Source organism: Gimesia panareensis (genome assembly GCF_007748155.1).
Taxonomy (GTDB): domain Bacteria; phylum Planctomycetota; class Planctomycetia; order Planctomycetales; family Planctomycetaceae; genus Gimesia; species Gimesia panareensis.
Window position 1 is genome coordinate 2,508,755 of record NZ_CP037421.1, and the last position, 21,291, is coordinate 2,530,045.

The following is a 21,291-nucleotide window of genomic DNA, read 5'->3' on the forward strand; positions in this document are numbered from 1 at the left end:
CACAATGATTATCCGTCAGTGGCGCGGTCACTGTACGGCAGCGGTTTGCTTTTCACGCCAGCGGTCATAGACATCACGAGCCTCGGGGGGCAGTGCCTGCAGGAAGGGTTCGGGAATGCCTTCCCAGCCGCCGTGGATGCCGATACTGGTAAACCGGTTCGATTCTGGAGTCGCCTGCCAACTGTGTGGCCCCTGATCGGCGGAATAGCCCCAGAGTTTGTTGTCCGCATCGAAGGTATACAGCCAGGGCTGTGCGCCGTCAATCTCCCATTTCGAACCTGCGGCGTTCGGCGTGCCGGCATGGGCAGCGACTTCGACGCTGATGGTATCGTCCCTTTGTGAACGACGGAGCGTCAGGAGTGTAGTTCCATCCGGGGAACGATAGGTTCCAGTGTCGGTAATGATCTGCCCGACCACGACGCGGGGGACCTTGTGCCGCGGGTACCAGACAAGGCCTAACGCGATCAGCACCGCGAGGAGGGGGACGACGGTGAGGAAACGAAACCGTGGTTCTGGTGGTGGGGATTGTTCCTTGATGGTACTGGTCCTGAGTTTTTAAGTTGATTCTGTTGGGTAACCTTGCAGGTATTAGTGACGCGGCAGGACTGATACTTATCTAAGTCGCTGCCCTCGAATTCTCTCAGAAATAATAGTCCTCTCACAGAATTTTCAAATAATTGTTGAACAGAGAGACCAATACTGTAAACTCATATACACTCTTGGTTAATTCCAATAGAAGAGAATAGAGAAACCCATCAAGTATTTCACTTCCAGACTAAATTCAAATCAAGTGACATATACAGAAGTAACTGATTATTCAGTCTGCAGAATCACCAAAAGTCTTCATCCTTCATTTTTTCGATTTCAAAAGATCACATTGTTTTAGACCAACTCAGATACATCGCCATATACCAAAAGACAGTGTAAGCGCTTTGAAATGAATTCTACTATTTCCTCAGATAAAGTGACCCTCGATGTCAAGATAGCAGCAGAATTCCTTGGCAAAATGTCACAATTATCACGAGCTGAAAATCGAGCAACCGCAGAACAGACACTATTCGCTCTTCTGAGAGTAATCGGTTTCAATTCAGCACGACTCTACTATCTCGATGATCGTGGGCAGCTGGTTGGGGCACGAACAAGCGGGCTATCGAAAGAAAAACGAAATGCTTTTGAGAATACACCCGCGAAAATCCCCAAAGAAGGTACTCGTTCCAGTACCGGAATATCCGCTTCCTATCTGGCAGTCAAACACAATATTCCCCTGTTAGTAAAAGTATCTCCCGAACATGCAAATGATCTTGAGATAAAGGATGACAGGCAAGGAATTCCTGCGGTTCATATTCAAAAAGCCCCCCTGCAAGATGTGCTGGGACGACCGCATGCCTATCAATGGCTCGATGTCCCACTCACATCCGAAGGTAGTGTATTTGGTAAATTATCATTGGATAAACAGGGCGGTAAACAACCGATTACCTGCCGGGAATTCAACTTAATTCGCCTGCTGTTACACCCACTTTCAGATGCTTTATCTGCTTCTGGCTGGTTTGGATCAACAGCATTACCTCACTCTTTGATCGATGATTTCTGGGCTAAATTTTCGAAAATCCACTCATTCGATGAGCTCGCCACCCTGATCACGGATTATGTTCGCGCATCGTTTAATGCTCGCAATTGCTCTTTATTCTTTGCGCAACACCCAATTTTCTCTCCCGAAATCATGCCCAACCAACCAGACCAGTTAGTCCTGTGGTCTACGACCTTTGAACGACTCAAATCACGCTGTAAAAAGGATTTTTACCTGCATGGGCAGGGACTGACGGGGGCAGCCTGGGACAGTGGAGATTCACTTTTTGTCCCCAATATCAATGATGATGGTCGTTGGGCTCGTCACTTAAATGACTCACAAACACATATTGCCTTTGTTGCAGCTTTGATTCCACCAGGTGCTGCAGAACTTGATGGAGTCATCCGCATTCCAGAGGGTAGACAACATAAACTGCTTAACATCGACGCGCGCATGCTCTCTCGCTTTGCCTCTTCCGTGATTACGCCTGCGATCGACAGCATTTTAGGAAACGAACGACTAAGAATACTGGAATCACTCGAATCCTTTTTTCGAGAGTATCTTCAGTCAAGAAAGCGTACGAATACCCATGGATCAGAAAATACCATCTGGAAGTATGCGATCGAAGCAGCGAAACATATTTTCGATAAACTAGCTGACAAATGTATTATCTTATATTCAATTCAGGGAACCGACATCTGGATTGAGCAGGTAGCAGGCGGGTTGGAGCTCACAAAGAAACATCGCGTTGGTGGAAAACTTCCACGGTCTTATGCATCCGCCGTAGGGCGCATGCTGGCTAACAAAAAACCGATTCTTTTAACGAACGTCAGTGAAGCCAGAAAACAATATGCCTACACTTCAGTAGTGAAAGGAGTACGTTCAGCGATCGTTGTTCCATTACAGGATGATGACACCCTCTTTGGGGCGATTGCCATGACATCTAATCGCCATGATCTCTTAGCCACACGCGAACTTGAAGCGCTATCTCTGCTGGCTGATCAGTGCTCTGAACTGCGACAGTTGGAAGGGATCGTTTCCAAAGCGGAAAAAGACGCACTGGCCCAGGCATTAGAAGCAACCGCTTATCAAGTTAAGAATCCCGCATTGCAAGTACGCACCTACGGGAGAGCCGTTTCTCGTGACATCGAAAAAGGGCGTCAGCCAGATCAAAAAAAACTCCGAAAATTAGTCGCTTCGATACGTCACATCTGGATGTCCGTTGACCGGGTTCTTTATGCCGTCGAAAACATGGAACCATTTTTGGACCGGAAACTGTTGTGCATCGAAGACTTGTGCCTCGGAGTCAATGAGGTGATTGATGACTTTGCCAAATCCTACTATGGAAAAAAACTACTGAAGGTTCAATACCTGAGAAGACTGCCCTCTCAAAGTAAATGTAACGTAGACAGAGAGATTTTTGAAACCGCAGTTTTGTGTATTGCAGAGAATGCGATGAAAGCAGTCAGAAGAAAAGGCCTGGTCAAAGTAAGCTGCACCTATTCGAAAATAAATCATGCATTACGCATCAAAATCTTCAATGACACAATCGGTGTTCCTGGCAAAATCCAGGACCGCATTTTTGAACCAAGATTCCACCATAACTTTGAACGGGGGAAGGAAGTTGTGCGGGGCGCAGGATACGGACTGTTCGTCGCTAAGAAAATAGTAGAAGCCCATCAAGGAAACATAACGGTACAATCAGACCAGAATACGTATGCCGCTTTCACCATTTCCATTCCGTGCAAAGAGTGAACTTTCTTAACGTGAGGACAACATGAAAAGAGACACACTTTTATTTATCGAAGATCACGATGAAATCCAGGAATGTATTGAGGAAATTAAAAACGAATTTGACTGGCTGAATAAAAAATGGGAATTCTGTAATAATTCCATAGAAGGAGCCAGCTATATCTCATCCAATCATGCAAGTATATTTGGGATTATCAGCGATGTATGGATTTATAAGACGAAAACCTCACAAAGACCAGATCCCCAGAACTCGAAAAGCGACCCTGCGATCCTCCACATCTTGCGCACGATGCAACAACAGGGGATTTCGAATGTCCCTGTATTTATCTACTCTCGCTATTTCAATAATGCCGGTGATGGCAGGACGAGCAGCGTGATCAAAGATGCTGAGACGAAATATGACTTTATTGTCAAATCCGTGAGATTAGAATTCGCAACAGAATTGATGATTAAAGACGCAATCAAATCATTCAACGAATTTCACACACAGTAAATATTCCATTTCAGAGAATCGTCATTCAGTTTTTAATGACATAAGAATCGGCACGTGGATCTCTATTTCTCTTCGCCCTGGTTAAAACCGGAGAAACCACAGGTTGAGTAACTTGAAATCCAGCATAACCGCCTTGCAAGCGGCGATCCCATCAGAAAATACAAAGGGGTCAGCAATTGTATTTGAATCCTGCCCCCTTTTACACGCCCTGAGTTATCCTGGACTTCGACGATTCCAGTCATTCAGTGATGAATATTATTTCGAATTTCATCGAAGTATCGTGTTTACAACCATATTCCCGCCCGTACACTTATGTGTACCTGAAGTCTAAGTTTTCTGTAGAAAAACAAGTTCGGCCACAACGGCAAACTCAATGGGAGATGTACTATGCAGGCGAGCCTTTTAAATCGACGCGAATTGCTCTCAATGAGTATCGGCGCCTGCGCGTGTTTTGCATCGCGATCGGTGTACGCTGAAAATGTCCAACCTACTGGCCAAATTGCATTTGTCCGTGGCGATTTCGGGAACGCAGGAAACAGGAAAATTTACCTGATGAATTCGGACGGATCGGGACTTCGCCCCTTAACCGACACGGAAGACAATCCTGGTGAAGATGGACCATCCTGGTCCCCCCAAAGCACCTCGATTGCGTTTGCTGCAAAAGAACGCATCTGCGTTTGCAACCCTGACGGCAGCAATCTGAAGATGCTGACTCCTGAGAATATGCAGGCGGAAGCCCCCACGTGGTCGCCGGATGGAACACGTATTGGATTCCATGCGTGGAATCACGACCGCTCCTCCTCGCAGATATACACCATGAAATCCGATGGAACGGACGTTCGACAATTGACCAAATTGGAATGTTACAACTGGCTCCCCAGCTGGTGTCCCGATAACAAGCGAATCGTATTTGAATCCACAATGACAGGAAACCGCGACATTTTCTCGATCGCATTTGACGGATCAAACCCGATCAACCTGACGAATGCGAAGGGAACAGACCATGCCCCGGATTGTTCACCCGACGGGAAACGCATCGCAATGGCAAGTGGTCGCGATTTCGGAAATCTGGAAGTCTGCGTCATGAATCTCGATGGATCAACATTCGTCAATTTGACAAAGAACGACGCCAGGGATTCTGAACCCGCATGGTCCCCCGATGGTAAGTGGATCGCATTTGCTCGATCTGATGCCAAGTCCCCCCCCATGGACATTTGCGTGATGCGGGCCGACGGGACCAACGTTACGAAAATCACGGCTAACGATGGCAGCGAAGACAATTGGGGGCCGTCATGGGGTGCTCCTTGACCGCGAACGGGGCCGAACCATCACATGGACGATAGCGACGGTGGCCTCCGGCTTTTGAAATCAATGTCAACTCTAGCTGAAACTTCAGAAGCTCCCCCTGCAGGGCTGTCTCGATTTACGGGTAGCAATCTCGTCGAGTCGCCACCGCTGCTGAAGCCTGGACAAAGCTGTTTTCAGTCTTGTCACAATCCGACCAAGAGATGATTAGTTTACGCAGATCAGAAACGATCTCTTACTCCTGCCCCCCTTTTGCCCCCCTCAAAGTTCGCGCTCATCACCAGCCGATTCTGTCACCTGATTTGAGCAGACCTGTGCTCAGCTTACTCTGGGCTGGTCCGGGTTCCCGGTCCATTCCAATTCGTACTCTTCACAGCCCGTATGCTCACAGACGGATTCTCCCACGACCTGAAAGCCCCGGGACTTGTAGAACTCGACGGTCCGTTGATTCTGTTTGTAAACACTGGTCGTCAATGATCCACGGCGCGCCTTGATGTGGTCCAGGAGTTGAGTGCCGATCCCGCGGCCCTGGCGTTGCGGGCTGACAAAGAGGGCCCCCATGTAATTCGAGCGCTGCTGCGGCGCAACGAGCACAAAGCCATCGATGGTGCCCTCTGTCTCGTGCACATAGCCGTTCGCCCCGGGCAACAGTTCGGAAACCATCACCTCATGGTCCGCCTGCCAGAAGTCGGCAGAAACGAAATCATGGGCAATGAGAGACGCGTCCAGCCAGATCTGGCCGACTGCGTCGACATCGTTGTCTGTGAATCTGCGAATCATTGCGTTCTCCAGGGACTACATACTAGATTCCAGAGAGTTTTTTTGCCGTCTCTACTTTCAGTAGACCCCATCTACACAATACCGCGGGAGTAAGATTGATATCGTCTTAAATTATGTATAGTCTCAATTGAGTACTCAACATCAAAAGCAGGCACACTTCAGGTAGAGAGTGAATCGGGATTGGCAATGCAAAAGCTCAAAAATATCATTGAGGATACGGATACTCCTGCAGGCAAAGTTTTTGATGTTGTGATACAGGCCTTGATCATACTCTCCTTAGTAGGCTTTTCTATTGAGACATTACCAAACCTGCCAGTTGAATACAGAAGGATGTTGAGAATCACGGAAATCGTATGCGTAGTGATCTTTACATTTGAGTATATCGCAAGAATCATCGTTGCGTCGAACAAACGAGCTTTCATTTTTTCATTCTTTGGAATCGTTGATGCACTGGCGATACTCCCATTTTACCTGGCGACAAGTCTCGATCTGCGGTCGCTAAGGTCATTCAGGCTACTCCGTCTGATTCGTATTCTAAAGTTGGCACGGTACAATGCGGCAGCTAAACGGTTCCATCGGGCTTTTCTCATAGCAAAGGAAGAAATCGCCTTATTCCTTTTCGCATCATTGATTGTTCTCTACCTGGCTGCTGTGGGGATATATCACTTTGAGTACCCCGCTCAACCAGAGGCATTCAGCTCGGTTTTCCACAGCCTGTGGTGGGCGGTTACCACTCTGACTACAGTTGGATATGGGGACATGTATCCAATCACTGCTGGCGGTAAGTTTTTCACTTTTTTAATACTCGTGATCGGCCTGGGGATTGTGTCAGTTCCCGCTGGCTTAGTGGCATCTGCGCTTTCGAAGGCCAGAGAGATGGAAGATAAAGAACTTGAAATACAGCCTGGGGAATGAAAAAGGGGGCAGCGACTCATTGATAAGAGTCCTGCCCCCTTTTATCTTTTTTTATGGCTTTTCAGCCTCTGCAGGATGCACAACCACATAGGTGATCTTGCCATCAGGAAGGTATTGTCTCTCATCAACAGACCAATTTTCGAATGCAAAGTTTCTTGCAGTATCCTTTGTTTGGGAAAAGACAAAGGGGAAAGACAAAGGGGTCAGGTCTCTTTTTTAAGAGTCCTGACCCCTTTTATTCTCTTTTATTCTCCTTTGAAAATCTAATTTTGCTTGGTATCATATCCAGCATCTATGTGTGTTATGATGCCGCTGGGGCATCATATCAGAACTAAAACCGGTTATTTTGCGCGTATTTGTTCCATATCAGCGTCATATCAGAACAAGGCCGTGCAGGTTAATAACAAGTTAAGTGGCATTAATACTAATGAGTAAACCTCATCAGAGAATTGGATCTAAATCGAATACGCACGTAGGTAGAGAGTTCGAACTAGCGACAAAAAATTACTTTATAACAATAGGTCTTGAACTGTCGAAAGATATAAAAATTGCAATAGGTGTAGACGAGCAAAAAAAGGAGCATGCTTTTGACTTAGGGTGCGAAGAAGAAAAGATATTAGTTGAATGCAAATCGCATAAATGGACAGCTCCAAATGACAACGTCCCGAGCGCAAAACTAACCGTTTGGAATGAGGCGATGTATTACTTTCATGTTTCGCCTTCAAACTATAGGAAAATTTTCTTCGTGCTTCGTGACTACAGTAATAAACGCAAAGAAACACTGGCGGAGTACTACATTCGCACCTATGGCCATTTGATTCCTTTTGAAGTTGAAATTTGGGAATTTGATGAAACAAAGAAGACAGCAATCCAATTGCCACTTAACAAACGCATGCAGTCGGACGCGGCAAAGCCGCGCCGCTGATGCGAGCGTTAAATCACCCTTTTAGCTGGCGCAACATCTTGGCCTGACACTTCTATGTTCTATCAACAGTGAATCTCATACCCGAGTGGGCGAGAAAGAACAATCGGTATGCTGTGCCCCTTCCTGATTCGACAAACAAATTGCAAATTGGCGCAAATTGCTGAATAACTCACCAGCGTGATATCAGCCAAGCATCGGACAGCATCGTAAAAAGCTCTCAGGAGCGTTTTAGGGGCCGGATATTAAGAGAAGGGGTACATTTACAGTTCAGGATGCGGGAGCAGCGATTCTGAGCGGCTTGGAGCGCTGACGGCTTTATGTTTTCTAAGACCTGCTTACCTGCAAATTAAAAGAGCAAATTAGGTACACTTTGAAAACCGCCGATTTAGGTACAGATCAGCCAAATCAAAAAAGGCCATAACTCGTTATGAGCCATGGCTTTAAAAGTGCCCCCGCTAGGAATCGAACCTAGAACCTACTGATTAAGAGTCAGTTGCTCTGCCAATTGAGCTACAAGGGCGAATGAATTGTCGGCATTTTAATGGACGCCTTGGCCGTCGACAAGAGACGCGGCGGGCGTTCTGGCGGTCGGTACTAAGAATTATCGTCCGCTCTGCTGGAAATCCTCGATCAAAGTTGTTTGAAAAATCAGGAACCGGGCGAAATCCCGCGCCGGTTCCTGACATTGTCTTGTCGGCTGAAACGTGCCGGGGATCAGATCTGATCCAGGGCCTGTTTCAGGTCGTTGATGATGTCTTCCTGATCTTCCGTACCGACCGACAACCGGATGAAGTCCGGGGTGACACCCGAGCTGAGCTGCTCTTCGGGAGTCAGCTGCTGGTGGGTCGTGCTGGACGGATGGATGATCAGCGACTTGCTGTCGCCCACATTCGCGAGATGCGAGAACAGCTTGACGCTGTTGATCAGTTTGATGCCATTGGCCTGCTGCTGTTCCGGGGTATCCCCCTGGATGCCGAAGCCGAAGACCGCACCGGAGCCTTTGGGCAGATATTTCTGCGCCAGCTTGTAGGACGGATGCGATTCGAGGCCGCTGTAGTTCACCCAGGAGACCTTCGGATGGCTTTCCAGGAACTTCGCGACCGCCAGAGCATTCTCGCAGTGCCGATCCATTCGCAGATGCAGTGTTTCCAGACCCTGCAACAGCTGGAAGGCATTGAACGGGCTCATCGCCGGTCCCAGATCGCGGAGGAGCTGGACCCGGATTTTGAGGATGTAGGCCAGGTTCATGGGACCAAACGTCTCATAGAATTTAAGACCGTGGTAGCTCGGATCGGGTTCGGTCAAACCGGGGAATTTTCCGTTGTCCCAGGGAAAGTCACCCTTTTCGACGATGATCCCGCCGATCGAGGTGCCGTGACCGCCGATGAATTTGGTACAGGAAGCAACGACGATGTCGGCTCCATGTTCAAAGGCCCGGAACAGGTAGGGGGAGGCCAGGGTGGTATCGACGATCACCGGGATGCCGGCTTCATGGGCGATGGCAGCGATGGCTTCGAAGTCAGCGACATCACACCGCGGGTTGCCCAGGGCTTCGAGGTAGACGGCGCGAGTGTTCTCATCGATGGCTTTGCGGAAGTTTTCGGGATCGCTCTGATCGACGAACTTCGCCCCGATGCCATACTTGGGGAACGTGTAGTGGAACAGGTTGTAGGTTCCGCCGTACAGGCTGGAAGAGGAAACGATATTCTGGCCGGATTCGACGATGTTCATGATCGCCAGAGATTCGGCTGCCTGTCCGGAAGCGACCGCCAGGGCACCGGCGCCCCCTTCGAGCAGGGCCAGACGTTTTTCGAGGACGTCGGTGGTGGGGTTCATCAGGCGGGTGTAGATGTTCCCGAATTCCTGCAGGCCGAACAGTCTGGCCGCGTGATCAGTATCATTAAAGGTGTAGGAGGTCGTCTGATAGATGGGAACGGCGCGGGAGTTGGTGGCGCTGTCGGGTTCCTGGCCGCCATGCAAACAGAGAGTCGCTAATTTCAATGCTTCGGCATCCATTGTCTAATAACCTTTTTATCAGGGGGTGATCGGGCTTGTACTCAAGCACCAGACAGATTTCAGAGAACTCATTCCGCGAGAGCAACATTGGCTGGCGTGAGCAGAATGTGCCGCGATGAGCTTAAATTGAGACGAATTTTGCAGAGGAAAACAGCCCCGCAGAGTATCCGCCATCCTATCGATGTTGTTTCCAAAAAACAATTCGCCCAAGGCGTTCTTGCGGGCGATTGTGCTATTCCCGAGAATATGGCTGTTTTCAACTAAAAAGACTTAAGAAAATCAATTCTGCTGAAAAAGGGGAGAAGCGATTTATTGCCAATTCCACTTTGTGGAGCGGGTTGATATCCTGATACTGACCATTCGATTCTCATTTCCCGTTGATACTCCCTGGTGAAGAAAGTACGACTTATGAGACAGCTACGACCTGTGAACCTGTTTTTCCAAGTTTTCCCGCTTCTGCTGGTCTGCATCGGCATGAATACATTCGCCCACGCTAATCCGCCCGAAAACACCACCGCCGATCAGCCCGGGCTGGTCAAACAGGAGTTTGTTTATACGGATGCGTCGTTCCCGTCCTGCCATGCGTCGACGATTGTGGAGACGCCCAAGGGACTGGTCTGTGCTTTCTTCGGCGGGACGCATGAAAAGAATCCGGATGTCGAAATCTGGGTCTGCCGGAATGAGGGAGACGGCTGGACGGCGCCTGTGAGTGTCGCGGACGGCGTCGAGAGTGCATCGAAACGGTATCCCTGCTGGAATCCGGTGCTGTTCCAGCCCAAACCGGGCACGCTGCTGCTGTTTTACAAAGTCGGGCCCAATCCGAGTGCCTGGTGGGGGATGCTGAAAGTTTCCCACGACAACGGCAAGACATGGGGACCGGCGAAACGGCTGCCGGACGGGTTTGTCGGACCGGTTAAAAACAAACCTTATCTGCTCTCCGACGGCACGCTGCTCTGTCCGGCGAGTACCGAACACAACGGCTGGCAGTTGCAGATGGAGTGGACTCCCGATCTCGGCAAAACCTGGCACCGGACCGGTCCGCTGAATGACGGCTACAAAATCGCAGCGATTCAGCCTTCCGTGTTGAAATATGGCGACAAGCTGCAGATTCTCTGCCGGAGCAAGCAGGGGAAACTCGTCGAAGCCTGGTCGGACGATAATGGTCGCTCCTGGGGTGAAGTCACGATGACCACGCTGCCCAACCCGAACAGCGGCACCGATGCGGTCACGCTGAAAGACGGCCGCGCACTACTGGTTTACAACCCGACGCAGAAAGGCCGCAGCCCGCTGCATGTGGCGATTTCGGAAGACGGCAAGCACTGGTCGACCGCGCTCGTGCTGGAAGATCAGAAGGGGGAATATTCCTACCCGGCTGTGATTCAGACTGACGATGGGAAGGTGCACATCACCTACACCTGGAAGCGCGACCTGGTCAAACATGTCGTCCTGGATCCCAGCCAGCTCAAACTCAAAGCGATCGACTGAGAGGCTGAGTGTTGGCTGAAGAATCGAAACGACTTCCTCCCCATCGCAGGAACCTGGTCTGGATCACCTTTCAGTGGATCTTGCAGGGGTTCTTTGGTCTCTGGCTGCAGTATCAGTCGCGCCACAAAGAACGTCTGCCCGCACGAGGGGGAGGCGTGCTGATCAGTAACCACCAGAGTTTCCTCGATCCATTGCTGATCGGTCTGCCCTTAAAGCGGCCGATCAGCTTCATGGCGCGCGACTCGCTGTTCCGGATTCCGCTGTTGGGAGCGCTCATGCGGCATACGTATGTGATTCCGATCAGCCGACGTTCGGCCAGTTCGACCAGTTTTCGGGCCGCGATTGAAAATATCGAGAACGGCAACATGGTCTGCATCTTTCCCGAGGGGACCCGCACTGACGACGGTGCGGTTCAGCGATTCAAGCCGGGATTTCTGGCGCTGCTCAAGCGGACCGACACAGGCATCTATCCGATTGGTATCGCGGGAGCGTTTCGGGCGTTGCCGCGCGGGGCATATTTTCTGCATCCGCGGGCGGTACGCGTGGTCTACGGCGAGCCGATCCCGGCCGAGACGGTCAAAGAGTATTGTGAGCGGGGTGCCGAGAAAGAGCTGCTGGCCCTGACGCACGAACGGGTGATCGAATGTCAGCGGCAGGCGGAAAACTGGCTCGATCCCGAGTCGCAGAAGTGATTTCCGGCGGAGTCGGGATTGTCAATCGGGGCTGTGTCGACTATGGTTTGCGCTACGGTGTTTGTAGTTTGGGATCATCGTCTTTGTCGTTCATGTCATTTATCTCTGGCAGCCTAAGACCGACTGGAACCAACCGGGGCTAACGCCCTGCGGCTAATGGGTCAAACTGACGATGGCGTTTTAGAAATGCCACTCACCACGACGATGAAAACAATACGACCTGGAACATGAACGTCTTCTCTTTTCGTGACAGTAGATTGAATTTAGCAGCAGGGGCTGATGATGTCGGAACGGATTCTGAGTATTTCTGGTTTACGGGGCGTCGTGGGAAACGGACTGACTCCGGACTATCTGACCCGCTTCGCAGCTGCGGTGGGGACGATTGCTGACCAGGGGACCGTGGTGCTGTCGCGAGACGGACGCGGGAGCGGCCAGATGGTGCGGCATGCGGTGATCTCGGGCCTGCTGGCGACCGGCTGCAAAGTGATCGATGCCGACATCGCGACGACGCCGACCTGCGGAGTGCTGGTGACGCATCTCAAAGCCGCGGGGGGCATTCAAATCACCGCCAGCCATAACCCGATCCCCTGGAACGGGCTCAAGCCGTTTTCGCCGGAAGGTTCGGTGTATAACAAAGAGCAGGGGGAGCGGCTGCTGGATGTGCTCAACAATGAGAAGTTCAACTTTGTCTCCTGGGACCAGTTGGGGCAGTTGGAGCGCTACGAAAACGCTGCCGGTCCGCATATCGAGCGGGTGCTGGCGCTGATCGACCAAGCGGCGATTCAGCAGCGGAAGTTCAAAGTGGTACTGGACTGCAACCATGGTTCCGGTGGTGTCGCGACGCCGCAGCTGCTGGAAGCACTGGGCTGTGAAGTGATCGTGCTGGGCGGCACGCCGGACGGCAATTTCGCCCACACACCCGAGCCGCTGAAGGAGAACCTGACGTCGCTGTGTGAAGAGGTGGTCAAGCAGAGTGCGGATGCAGGTTTTGCACAGGATCCCGATGCGGACCGGCTGGCGATTGTGGATGAGACGGGGCGGTACATTGGCGAAGAGCTGACGCTGGCCCTCGGTGCCGACTACGTGCTGGCCCGGACTCCGGGTCCGATTGTCGTGAATGGTTCCACCAGCCGGGTGACGGCGGACATTGCGGCGAAGTACGATTGTCCCTTCTTCCGCTCCTATGTGGGCGAAGCGCATGTCTGTGCGAAGATGAAGCAGGAAAAGGCGATCATCGGCGGCGAAGGGAACGGCGGGGTGATCGATCCCAAGGTCGGTTATGTGCGGGACAGTTTTGTGAGTATGGCTTACGTGCTGGCGGGTCTGGCGGCTTCGAAACAGACGCTGTCCGCCTGGGCTGATTCGCTGCCGCAATACAGCATTGTGAAGAATAAAATCACCTGTCCCCGCGAAAAGGTAGCCGAAGCGTGCCAGGCACTGGAACAGCACTTCGACTCGGCAACTGCATCCTCGGGGGATGGACTGCGTCTGGACTGGGAAGACCGCTGGGTGCAGGTGCGGGCGAGCAACACGGAGCCGATCATCCGGGTCATCGCGGAGGCACCACAAAATGACGAGGCACAGCAGTTGTGCGAAGCGGCAATGGAGATCGTGGGCTCGGCTGTGGCCTGAAGCCTCACCACGGATTTATTACCACGAAAGGCACGAACGCCACGAAAGTTTCTTGCCTCTGCAGACTGTTTATAGTCCATCATACCAGCCGAGATGGCGTATGCATTCCATCAGCAGTAACAAAACACTGAGGATCGCTCCCAGCACGGGGATAAAGAGTGGGTAGCAGATGAGTGCCAGTTCGTCTGGTGCTGGGTTGCGTTTGAGCTTGATGAGTGCGGCGTTGACCATGGTGAAGACGCAGAGCATCACGAAGCTGGTGCCGCGTGCCAGGGATTCGATGGGGAAGCCCAGGGCCAGAACCAGCACGGTGATGGTGGCGATGCCCGTGGCCCAGAGGGGTGTCTGGGTGCGGGGATGGACGTCTCCCAGGATCCCCGGTGCGATGCCCTGTCGTCCCATGCCGTAGAGGATGCGCGAGGCCATGACGACCTGGACCATCACCCCGTTGAGGACGGCGACCAGGCTGATGGCGCTGATGAGCCAGGGCGGGACCAGGCCGTGCTCGCGGACGATATCGGTGAAGGGGGCCTGGCTGTGGATCAGCTGGTCCATCGGCAGCGTCAATACAGCCACCAGCGAGACGAGGATATAGAGCGTGGTTGTGATGGCCAGCGCCAGGATGATCGCCCTGGGCATCGTGCGTTCTACGTCTGTGACTTCCTCGGCCATATTCACCATGTCTTCGAAACCGATGTAGGCATAGAAGGCCAGGAAGCTGGCAAACAGGATGGTCATCCAGACGCCGACATCGAAGGGAGGCACGAATTCAGTGAAGCGCAGGGGAACGGTAACGAGTTCTGCAGCGCCCCCGGCAATGACCAGCAGGACGCCGGTCAGTTCGACGAAGGTAATGGCGACAACTGCTCCCACGGCGGCATCGACTCCGAAAGCGGCCAGCAGTCCCACCGACAGAACGAGCACGGTAATGGCCGCGGCGCTGTTGACAGCGACAAACTCGTTGAGATAGCCCACAAACCCGCGAGAGATGGTCGCGGCGGAAACAATTCCCGTGGTCAATACCGCGAGGCCGACCAGGATCGAGAGCGATTTGCGATTAAAGGCCGCGTGGACATAGGCGACTTCCCCGGCACTGACCGGCAGGCGGCTGGAGAGTTCTGCGTACGAGAAGGCGCTGAAGCTGACGATGCTCGCGGAAATCAGAAATGCCAGCGGGACATACATGCCGGCCGAGCCGGCGATTTTGCTGATGAGTACGTAGATGCCCGCGCCCAGCATCGTCCCCACGCCATAGAGGACAATCTTCCAGAGGCTGATGGAGCGTTTGAGGGCAACTGAATTATGGGGAGACTCGGCATTCTCTGTCATGCCCAGACCCCAATCTCAGGGGACTGAAACGCGTTAAAATACATCTGGTATCTCATCTGCTGCTGATTTCCCGGTTCCAAACTGTCAGTCCTGTTTGAAGAGTGTGTGTACATTCATGCGTTGCAGTTTTTCAGCCAGTTCTCTAGAGAAATTACGAAACAGGATCATGCCGATGTCGGGACGGGTGTGAACGAGTTGTACGAGCTCCTCTCTGGAAAACAGCATGGCCTGCCCCGGGGCTTTCACGAGCGCAGAAACCCGATGAGTCTGATCGGAAATCGAAGCCAGATCCCCCAGCGATTCATCAGGACCGATTGTTCCTACCGTCTGTGAGTGACAGTTCTGAATCTCAACTTCACCAGAAATGATGACCCGGATCTTGTCAGCCGGATCATCCGGGCGAAACAGTACCTCGCCTGCTTGCAGCGATTCCAGTTCGGCCGAAGCTGCCACATACTGCTGCTGTTCTTCCGACAGGCCTGCAAACAACGGGGCCGATTTCACAGTCTGAATCAGTTGCGGGAGTACGTTTTTTAAAGTCAGGGATTCATCCACGAGACTGGCAACAGGACGACCGACCTCGTAAACCTGTAACGAATCCCCATTCCAGGACGTCAACAGATTCACCATCCGCACCACATCCAGACGTTCTACATTATTAAAGACCATGGCCGGAATATACGCTGCGGGCAGAAAGCCGTTCTCCAGAAATGTCTGCTGCATTTGAGGCGAATATGCGTTGACGTCCGCTTCCAGGTAGTCGATCTGACCTTCTGCCTGGCAGCGACGGACCAGTTCGGAAACCAGGTAATATATGGGCGTATCATCCAGGGAAACCAGTTCAAAGATTTTTCCGGTCCGCTCATTTTCATCAACCGTGTAACCAATGGCCCCCACCATGATATCGTCACGATAGGCGACTAGATATTGCGCGTGGCTGGCACGTAATTGAAACAGACCGTAGTGGAGCCGCATCCGCCCGAAGATTTCCCGCTGTTTGATACGTCCCCGCTCAAACCGGAGCAGGACAGGATACAGTTCCGACTCCATTTCCTGGATCTGAAACTGTTCCACATGCGGATAGGCCCGCGGCTCGGCTTCAATAATGGCATCACAGGTCAGCTGGCAATTCTCCAGCGCGAGTCTGGCCAGGGGATAGATTTCCGGAATGAGGTGAGGGTGATTGCGCCGGAGTTCCAGTGCCTGTCCGAAATGACGTACATACAGGGCAGCCGATTCCCGTTCACCCAGCTTAAATTTGTCGGGGAGCAGGCCGACGGGATGAAATCCGTGCTGGTGGGAAATACGCTGGGAGAACTCGTGCGCACTCCTATTTTCAACCATCCCTACATGTAACCGGTCCTGCACGAATTCGACCCGCGCCTGCATCAACTTTCCGCCAATCCCCTGGCCGCGCCCTTCCGGATGGACGACCAGTCGACCAAATTCAGCCACAAGATCCGCGTGAGCGCCGACTTCGAGCAGTACCGAGGCTGTCCCGAGAATGGCACCTGTCTTCGTATCTTCCGCGACCAGAAACAGAGTATCGTCGCTGAGGATCATCCGTTTGAGTGATTGCACATTGTAGTACTGCGGGTAGAAATAGTCGTCACCATAGGCGAGATGGAACATCTCACGAATGGCATCGGCGTCCTCCTCCCGGGCTCTCCGAATCTCGATCATGGCCTCAGTCTCACTGTTCGACAAGGTGATGGCCCGCGGCCAGCGCAACCGCGTGGTAATAGGTTGCCCCGACATGCAGGGCCTGTTCGTCAAAGTCAAACCGGCTGGAGTGGGCAGGAAAACCTTCTTTGCCAGCCAGAACACTTCCAAATCTGACGTAGCAGCCGGGAATTTTCTCCATGTAATACGCGAAATCTTCTCCTCCCATGTTGGCAATTTCGAGCTTTTTCAGGGCAGAATCTCCCAGGGAACCGCGCACTGCCTCCCGGGCCAGTTCCGCGATGTCCGGCGGATTTGAAAGCGGTGGTGTCCCCAGATCGATGGAGACATCAATCTGCGCGTTATGCAGGTCTCCAATCGAATGCGCGATACGTTTAATCGACTGCTGCAGACTCTCGCGTACAGACTGCTCCTGAGCGCGAATCGAGCCATCGAGCTGGGCTGTCGATGCGATGACATTTGGAGCGGAGCCCGCATTGAAATGCCCGACCGTCACCACCGACGGGTGAGCCGGGTTAACTTCCCGGGAGACAATGGTCTGTAATGCCATCACCAGCAGCGAGCCGACGACTACGGAATCGATGGCTTCATGTGGACGGGCGGCGTGTCCCCCTTGTCCCTGGATCTTGATGTGAAACTGATCACTGGATGCGTTGACGGGGCCATCGGTGACTGCGACTGTTCCTGCTGTAAAATGCCGGTCCAGATGGCCACCAAAAATCAGTGCCACGTTATCCAGAGCGCCATCTTCGATCATCGCTTTCGCCCCATTCCCGGTTTCTTCCGCAGGCTGAAAGAGGAATCGGATCGGCGCAGGACGATGTTTTTCCCGTACCAGTAAAGCAGCGGCCCCCAACAACATACTGGAGTGACCGTCATGGCCGCAGGCATGCATCACGCCGGGCACCTGGGACGAAAATGCGAGCCCCGTCTCTTCCTGGATGGGCAACGCATCCATATCAGCCCGCAGCGCAACACAGGGCAAATCGTTCTCACCGGGCAGTTCTGCGACAATCCCTGTGCCAGCCAATCCCCGCCGATACGATATCCCCAGATTGTCCAGAAATGCCGCAATCCGATCTGCTGTCTTATGCTCATGCCAACTCAGCTCTGGCTCAGCATGCACTGCTCGTCGAAATGAGACAATTTGCTCGAACTGTTTCGCATCCAGTTGTGCCATTGTGGTACCTCCATTGCTTTGTGACATCGCCGGAAACAGAACCTTTCCCGATCCAGAACCGGTCATGACTCTTCATTCTTAATTCTATCATAACAGGACCTGAAGATCACTTTTCAATTGGACGACAGAGCCTTGAATTTCTACGTACTGTTTCAGTCGCTTGATGAAATGGTCCGGAAGAATAATGTACCTGAGTAGACCGATGAGTCGATCTATGTGCGAATCGCTTGTCTGATTCGTCTTTCAATCCCGTACTGTTCATTTATAATCAGGTGGCAGCGGGTTCCGTTCGCAGCCTGTTGTCAAAGTTCCATTCGCTTCGGAAGATGACTGGCATGTCTTTTCGTGTTCTATTGACTGTCTGCACATTGACTCTCCTGTTCGTAGAATGCGCGCAGGCGGAACTGCGGCAGGTGGCTGAACTGAAGAACCAGGCATTTGACGGATCGAACGGTCACCAACTGGCCTGTTCTCCCGATGGAAAGCTGATCGCGGTGGGCAGTTATGGCATTGGGATCTGGAATGCACAGACCGGAACAAGGCTGCAGCAGCTGAAAGGGCACCCCAAAACCCTGACTGAAGGTGGGGTTACCGGTCTGGTCTTTACTGAAGATTCCCGAACACTGATTTCGTGTGGCCACGATGGAGCGATTCGCTTCTGGGAGGCTTCGACTGGAAAGCTGTCGCGTGAACTGACAACTGATGTGATCTGGCTTCGCAAAGGTAACGATTTTCCCTGCGGACCCATGCCGTTACACGCACTGGCTTACAGTGCCCGACATCAGATCGTAACTGCGGTGGGACATGACTGGAGTATTCGACTCTGGAACAGCCGGACGGGGGAGTACCTGGGGACAGTCGGTAAACCGCGGGGAGAACAAGTCGACGTTAAGCAACTGAGTTTCAAGATTCCTGACGACTTCGATTTGTCCAGGTATGAATTCGTGCGGATGCCGGTCTTTTACCAGGATCGTCATCCGAATCTCTGTTTTGCACCAGATGGCAGGACCTTAGCAGCCACCGATTCTGATCAAACCTGTTTCTGGGACGCTGTGAACAGAAAACAACAGCTCGAAATCCCCGGTGGCGGCGCAGGTCAGTTCAGCCCGGATGGTAGGTGGTATGTGACAGGAAATTATGACGGAATGACCGTCTGGAATCCGCGGACAGGAAAAAAGATCCGGGAAATCTCCAATGCCACGAAAGTCTACAGTCCGCTGCAGTTTTCGCCGGACGGCTGGCTGCTGGTGACGGGCTCTGCAGACTCCAGCGGTTTACGGATCTGGGATTTTACAACTGGTACGTTGAAAAAGACGATTCCCTGCGGTAGCCCTGCGCTGGATGCGATTCGTTTCACGCCGGATGGAAAACGGATTGCGGCGACGGTGAGACTCAGCCAGGTTCATCTATTCGATCTCGCCAGCGGGCAGAAGCTGTTTGGAAACGCCCACACCGCAACAGTCGATCATTTGACCTTCGCAGCCAACGGGCGTTATTTGATTTCAGGTGGAGCAGATTCTGCCGTCAAAGCCTGGGACACCCAGACCTGGAAACTACGGTCGTCCTTCACCCGACCTGAATTATACGTCTCGGCTCTGTATAGTTTCCCTGATGCAGACCAGGTGTTTGTCGGAGACAGGCGGGGAAATTCACGGCTGCTTCAGCTCCCCTCGCTGGAGCCGGAACTGACACTCCAGCATGGAAATAATGATTCCTACCAAAAGGACAGTTCCTACAAAACAGTCTCAGGATACGCATTTTCCGATCAGCGGCTGTTCGTTGGAATGGACGTTGATCAAGCGGGCTGGATTGAGACCTGGGACTGGAAGACCAGGACGCGGATCTCGACACAAAAACAACATGCGACCTATCATCTGCGCATGGCTGCCTCGCGCGATCAGTCGATCGTTGCCACGACCGATTACGGCGGCAACGTTGTCATCTGGGAAAACTCACCGCAACAGCGGATAGGTCAGTTTCAGATCGATGGAAAGCACACGTCTGCTGTGGCAGTCCGGCCAGACGGCAAACAGATTGCCACATGCGGCCGGTCAGGACCTGACCTCAATCTGCAAATCTGGGAGACGCATTCGCAAAAAGAAATCACTCGCCTGAGGCCGGGAGGGAGCGGAATTACCGCGATGGCGTGGTCGCCAGACGGTTCCACACTGGCGATTGCCAGCATGGGTTCTCCCGGGCTGTATCTGTATCGGTCTGGGCAACTCTCGTCCTTGGACGGAACGCGGGGATGCCATTCACTTGCCTTTTCTCCTGACGGACAGTGGATTGCGACAGGGCTTGAAGATGGGAGCATCGAAGTCTGGGAATTCGCGGAATAATCGCGAGCCGGGCGAGAAACGGTTTCGGCGATATTCCGGGAACGAAAAGATTTGATCTTTGCGTGCGCAGCTCCGTATAATCGGAGTCATGACAGACCGCAGACATTTCATCAAGACGGCAGCGGGGCTGGGTGCTTCGCTTTCCCTGTTCAGTAACCTCAAGGTGCGCGCGAAGGAGGGACCCGCTCCCCGTCGACCTTTGATCCTGTGCAGCCGGGGAGAGGAGTGGGCCGAAAAGGTGCTCCGGCCCGGCTGGAACGTGTTGGAGAAGGGGGGCAACATCCTCGACGCCGTGGAGCAGTCCGCGCGGGTGACGGAGCTGGATCCCGAAGATCAGTCCGTGGGCTACGGTGGACTGCCGAATGAAGAGGGGGTGGTGCAGCTCGATGCCTGCTTCATGGACGGCAAAACGCATAACTGCGGCTCCGTGGCGGCGCTGGAACGAATCAAGACGCCGTCCTCGGTGGCCCGGCTGGTGATGGAGCGGACCGATCATATTCACCTGGTCGGGGAAGGCGCCCTCAAGTTTGCCCGGGCACACGGATTTCCGGAAGAGAATCTGCTGACGGACAAATCGCGAAAGATCTGGCTCCGCTGGAAGGAGAACCTGAGCGACAAAGACGACTGGTTCCCCCCGAAAGACGGCAATTACGATCTGGATAAGCGGCCGACGGGGACGATCAACATTCTGGCGATTGACAGCCAGGGAGATCTGGCGGGCTGCACGACGACCTCGGGGCTGTTTGGCAAACTGCCGGGCCGGATTGGGGATTCACCGATCATCGGCGCGGGGCTGTATGTGGACAACGAAGTCGGTGCCGCGGGAGCGACAGGGCGGGGTGAAGAGATCCTGCGAACCTGCGGCAGCTTTTTCGTCGTGGAACAGATGCGGGCGGGCAAGAGCCCTCGCGAGGCGTGCGAAGCACTGTGCCATCGAATCGTGAAGATCAACGGCGGCCCGGAGAAGGTGAATTTCACCGACAAGATCGTGGCGATCAACAAGAATGGCGAAGCGGGCTGCTTTGCGATTCAGGGGCGGAAAGACAAGCCACCCAAAGCCGCCGTGATTACCGCAGCCGGCGTGCAGATTATTGAGGGTGGTTATCTGATTGAGGTGGGGTAGGACCTGAAAAACTCGTCACGGCTCTCTTCGACCAGAAGAATCATGAAATCACTACTGTAAAGCAGGCACCACGCA

General features: G+C 52.8%; 16 protein-coding genes and 1 tRNA gene. 10 read left to right on the forward strand and 7 right to left on the reverse strand.

Going from position 1 to position 21,291, the window contains the following annotated elements:
- Window positions 1-27: 27 nt before the first annotated feature.
- Window positions 28-471 (reverse strand): hypothetical protein, encoded by a 444-nt coding sequence (locus Enr10x_RS09245; RefSeq protein WP_145448843.1) that lies wholly within the window; start codon window positions 469-471, stop codon window positions 28-30.
- A gap of 466 nt (window positions 472-937) precedes the next feature.
- Between Enr10x_RS09245 and Enr10x_RS09250 the strand changes: the two genes are divergently transcribed.
- The 3 genes from Enr10x_RS09250 (at window position 938) to Enr10x_RS09260 (ending at window position 5,120) form a co-directional block, all read left to right on the forward strand.
- Window positions 938-3,322, forward strand: coding sequence for a GAF domain-containing sensor histidine kinase (locus Enr10x_RS09250; protein ID WP_145448844.1), 2,385 nt, complete (start codon window positions 938-940; stop codon window positions 3,320-3,322).
- A gap of 22 nt (window positions 3,323-3,344) precedes the next feature.
- Complete coding sequence (locus tag Enr10x_RS09255; protein ID WP_145448845.1) at window positions 3,345-3,812, forward strand: hypothetical protein; 468 nt, start codon at window positions 3,345-3,347, stop codon at window positions 3,810-3,812.
- 387 nt (window positions 3,813-4,199) lie between these two features.
- Window positions 4,200-5,120 carry a TolB family protein gene (locus tag Enr10x_RS09260; RefSeq protein ID WP_145448846.1) on the forward strand — a complete coding sequence of 307 codons (921 nt, stop codon included), beginning with the start codon at window positions 4,200-4,202 and terminating at the stop codon, window positions 5,118-5,120.
- Window positions 5,121-5,435: 315 nt separating this feature from the next.
- On the opposite strand, the gene Enr10x_RS09265 is transcribed toward Enr10x_RS09260, so the two are convergent.
- Window positions 5,436-5,897 carry a GNAT family N-acetyltransferase gene (locus Enr10x_RS09265; RefSeq protein WP_145448847.1) on the reverse strand — a complete coding sequence of 154 codons (462 nt, stop codon included), beginning with the start codon at window positions 5,895-5,897 and terminating at the stop codon, window positions 5,436-5,438.
- A gap of 186 nt (window positions 5,898-6,083) precedes the next feature.
- On the opposite strand from Enr10x_RS09265, the gene Enr10x_RS09270 reads away from it, so the two are divergent.
- On the forward strand, window positions 6,084-6,812 hold the full coding sequence (locus tag Enr10x_RS09270; RefSeq protein ID WP_145448848.1) for an ion transporter: 729 nt from the start codon (window positions 6,084-6,086) through the stop codon (window positions 6,810-6,812).
- A gap of 427 nt (window positions 6,813-7,239) precedes the next feature.
- Window positions 7,240-7,737 (forward strand): hypothetical protein, encoded by a 498-nt coding sequence (locus Enr10x_RS09275; protein WP_145448849.1) that lies wholly within the window; start codon window positions 7,240-7,242, stop codon window positions 7,735-7,737.
- Window positions 7,738-8,184: 447 nt separating this feature from the next.
- On the opposite strand, the gene Enr10x_RS09280 is transcribed toward Enr10x_RS09275, so the two are convergent.
- Window positions 8,185-8,257 (reverse strand) — tRNA-Lys (locus tag Enr10x_RS09280).
- A gap of 194 nt (window positions 8,258-8,451) precedes the next feature.
- Window positions 8,452-9,753: an O-acetylhomoserine aminocarboxypropyltransferase/cysteine synthase family protein gene (locus Enr10x_RS09285; protein ID WP_145448850.1), complete on the reverse strand. Its 1,302-nt coding sequence runs from the start codon at window positions 9,751-9,753 to the stop codon at window positions 8,452-8,454.
- Between the two features lie 408 nt (window positions 9,754-10,161).
- Between Enr10x_RS09285 and Enr10x_RS09290 the strand changes: the two genes are divergently transcribed.
- From Enr10x_RS09290 to glmM, 3 genes are all read left to right on the forward strand, one after another.
- Window positions 10,162-11,238, forward strand: a complete 1,077-nt coding sequence (locus tag Enr10x_RS09290; protein ID WP_232093278.1) for a sialidase family protein — start codon at window positions 10,162-10,164, stop codon at window positions 11,236-11,238.
- A gap of 11 nt (window positions 11,239-11,249) precedes the next feature.
- A complete protein-coding gene (locus Enr10x_RS09295) occupies window positions 11,250-11,930 on the forward strand; it encodes a lysophospholipid acyltransferase family protein (protein WP_145448851.1) in 681 nt (226 codons plus the stop codon).
- A 279-nt stretch (window positions 11,931-12,209) separates the two neighbouring features.
- The gene (glmM, locus tag Enr10x_RS09300; RefSeq protein WP_232093279.1) at window positions 12,210-13,562 is read left to right on the forward strand and encodes a phosphoglucosamine mutase; all 1,353 of its coding nucleotides are present in this window, start codon (window positions 12,210-12,212) and stop codon (window positions 13,560-13,562) included.
- Between the two features lie 69 nt (window positions 13,563-13,631).
- Here the strand turns inward: glmM and Enr10x_RS09305 are convergent, their stop codons facing one another.
- The 3 genes from Enr10x_RS09305 to Enr10x_RS09315 form a co-directional block, all read right to left on the reverse strand.
- The gene (locus Enr10x_RS09305; RefSeq protein WP_145448852.1) at window positions 13,632-14,891 is read right to left on the reverse strand and encodes an APC family permease; all 1,260 of its coding nucleotides are present in this window, start codon (window positions 14,889-14,891) and stop codon (window positions 13,632-13,634) included.
- Window positions 14,892-14,975: 84 nt separating this feature from the next.
- Window positions 14,976-16,649 (reverse strand): GNAT family N-acetyltransferase, encoded by a 1,674-nt coding sequence (locus Enr10x_RS09310; protein ID WP_145108750.1) that lies wholly within the window; start codon window positions 16,647-16,649, stop codon window positions 14,976-14,978.
- Window positions 16,585-17,820, reverse strand: a complete 1,236-nt coding sequence (locus Enr10x_RS09315) for a M20 metallopeptidase family protein (protein WP_197996557.1) — start codon at window positions 17,818-17,820, stop codon at window positions 16,585-16,587. Before Enr10x_RS09315 ends, Enr10x_RS09310 begins: the two co-directional genes overlap by 65 nt.
- Window positions 17,821-18,089: 269 nt before the next feature.
- On the opposite strand from Enr10x_RS09315, the gene Enr10x_RS09320 reads away from it, so the two are divergent.
- Window positions 18,090-20,093, forward strand: a complete 2,004-nt coding sequence (locus tag Enr10x_RS09320; RefSeq protein ID WP_197996556.1) for a WD40 repeat domain-containing protein — start codon at window positions 18,090-18,092, stop codon at window positions 20,091-20,093.
- 88 nt (window positions 20,094-20,181) lie between these two features.
- Window positions 20,182-21,216 carry a N(4)-(beta-N-acetylglucosaminyl)-L-asparaginase gene (locus Enr10x_RS09325; protein WP_145108744.1) on the forward strand — a complete coding sequence of 345 codons (1,035 nt, stop codon included), beginning with the start codon at window positions 20,182-20,184 and terminating at the stop codon, window positions 21,214-21,216.
- Window positions 21,217-21,291: the final 75 nt, after the last annotated feature.